General features: G+C 39.5%; 1 protein-coding gene. It reads right to left on the bottom strand.

From position 1 onward, the window contains the following. Positions 1–1,955 precede the first annotated feature (1,955 nt). A complete protein-coding gene (locus BN338_RS01400; protein WP_039758310.1) occupies positions 1,956–2,534 on the bottom strand; it encodes a hypothetical protein in 579 nt (192 codons plus the stop codon). Positions 2,535–2,795: the final 261 nt, after the last annotated feature.

Genomic DNA, 2,795 nt, shown 5'->3' with positions numbered 1-2,795 from the left:
TACATCCTCACGAGAGTGGGGATGTATCCTTGATGGGAAGGATGTACTCTTAGTGATGGTAGAGTGCACCCATAGGAAAAGGCATATCTCAAAACAGAGAAAGCCCAAGAGATCCGTTTTTTATTTTATCTCTATCGGTTTTTACATTTGCTACAGATAGTTATTTTGTCTCCTATATTTGAGAGGGTTATAGGAATGAGACTCGATGATCAATGTCATCGTAATGATATTAAGATCTCTATGAGAATTAAGATATTTTTGTGCTTTTTTTTGTTTTTTTTTTGATTTTTTTTTGATTTTTCTTGGCACCTGCAAGATTTAGGAGGCATTTTCATACAGTTTGGCTTTTGATTGTGTCAATTGTATTGGTTTAATATTTCAGTTATTTCAATGACTTAAATAAAGTTTTCAAAGAATGGTGCTTTGTCATAGAAAAGAGCAAGTTGGCACGTGTCATCTACTTTGCCTGTGTACAATCTTTATGCTGGTCCTTGGGTTTATGCCGATTCTTGGGGGGCTTTATACCGATTCTTGGGGTCATGACGGTCCTTGGGGCGTGATCTTTGGGGGATGATGATTCTTGAAGCTTGAGAGTATTGATTAAGAGATATTGTGATTCTTTATTTTTGAAGTGTTTTATTTTTACACGGGCTTTCCTGCTTGGAACGGGTGAGGAGGTGGTTTGATGAATTCAATATAAAACAGAGTTGAAATATAAGAAGCCTAAAGTAGTTGGTTCTTTTATTCTGAGGTTTCTAAGATGAAGAACAGAAGAATCACCCCATTGTCATGATACAATACCTTGTTGCTGTTCCAGCGATAAAGAAAAAATATCAGTGAGTCTGTTATGCCGTAAAACAGTGTATGCCGTAAACTCCTTGTTCATTTAAGAGGCGGTAAAGGAGCCTGCGTGATACAATGGATTTTCTTAGGGGAAGTGTTTTTGGGAGGAAGTGTTTTTTAAAGGCGTGGTGAATATTTTTAGCTGCGCTTATCGGGGCTTTAAGTTTTAGATCAATCCCTTACCATGGGAAACCAAAAGTGCGTGGCCAAAAATGCGTGGCCAAAAGTGTATGGGAAGACAAGAGGGATAAAAATGAAGATTTTTTGCAGGCTCGATTGAATGAAGAACGCTCGTCTTTTGAGGAAGGGGTAGTTTAAGTCAATTTGACAAAAGAATGGTCTAAAGATCTTATGAAAGAAGATCACAAAGTTCATAAGATTTAAGACAATACAGTCATAAAAAAAGCCCTCTGTTTCAAACAGAGGGCAATAATAAAGAGAATTTCTAACATTCAGTAGTAAAAAATATCAAAAAAAAGTGAATTTAAAAAAACATACTCAATACAAAAATTCACACTTAGAAGACTTACCTCTTTATAAATAGCAGAGAATTGAACATAGAGCAAGATAAAAATACTCCTTTAAAAAGGAAAATTTTGTCATTCGTGCCTTAAAACATCATGAATATTTCTTGTTTATTGAATGTTTATTTTGCAATTACAACGTCATGTAAGTATTTAAAGATATTGTGACGCCTGTAACTCTATTTATTCTTCAATAATAAACCTAACAAATAGAGCACCTCGTGGTTATAAACCGGTGGGGAGTAAGGCGCTTTGTTTTTTTAAGGGCATGCATTTTGAGTGCAAGGATTTTGTGGGCAGTCTGGCGTCCTTTAAGCAGCCTTGCGTCCTTTAAAATGTAGTGGGTTGGGAGCACAAAAGAGAAACCATTTGGGGAGAAACCATTTGGGGAGAAACCGTTTGGGGGGAAACCGTTTGGGGGGGAAACCGTTTGGGGGGAAACCGTTTGGGGGGGAAACCGTTTGGGGAGAAACCGTTTGGGGAGAAACCGTTTAGACTGCCGCGCGGCATGGGGAATTTTCCCTTGAGAGTGGGGAAATATTCTATGTTCCCCTGAAGGGACAAGTTATGTTTCCCTGAAGAGGGGAATTATTCAGAATGTTTATGGTTTGTATATCCCCAATGAAAGGCTAACAAGTCTAGACAATCTCGTAAATGATCAGCAAGGGAGTTTTGTTTTCGTTTTGAAGAACTTAATTCTTTGATCGCTTGCCCATAACCGATTACCCGCTCAAGCAGTGAATAGCCAAGAATACCAAGTTGAACTTTGATTGTTTTTAAATGATTGGAGGCTTCTATTTGCTGTTCAATGGGGTGAGTATACCCTTGGCTACAGGCAACTTTTTCACGGGTGGTGTCAAGGCTCATGTAGAGGTCTGCTTGACTGTGGCGCCAGTAAAAATAAAAACGTTCTGCGGCTTTATATTGTGCCTTACTGAGATGTCCTTTCGCATATAAAAGTGCAATGGGACGGCTTTGTGCATTGATAATAGCTTTGATGGTGCGCGGGTTGCTGGAACTTTCTGGATGCGTGGGCTGAAAATAAGGATTGCTCGTTTCAAATGGGATTTCTTGTGTCTTTAAATGACCTATGGGCTTTTCTTTCTCTTGAAGGTTTTTCTCTTGAGGCTCAAGAAGGTGCGTGTTTTTTTTCTCTTGATGGTTCATATCATCTCCTTAAAAATGATCGTTTGATTTTCGTAAAAAAAAATGTTGCTTGGCCTCATGAAAAGAGGGGGGTATGGTGGAAGGCATGTGTTGGCATGTGTGCGTGGGGGGCGATCGTGTGGAGCGCCATGCTGCGCTGGGTGGAGAGGGCGCGGGAGAGTATTTATTGTGTGTGTTTTCATTCTTGAAAAGAGAGGTGTCTTGTTGCATCGTGGACATTTTCCTTGAGTGACGTGTTCCTTGAATGATGCGTGTGGGGGG

This window comes from Bartonella queenslandensis AUST/NH15 (assembly GCF_000312585.1).
In the GTDB taxonomy this organism is placed as follows: domain Bacteria; phylum Pseudomonadota; class Alphaproteobacteria; order Rhizobiales; family Rhizobiaceae; genus Bartonella; species Bartonella queenslandensis_A.
The sequence above is the reverse complement of the archived record's forward strand: the minus strand, read 5'-3'. Positions and strand labels throughout refer to the sequence as shown.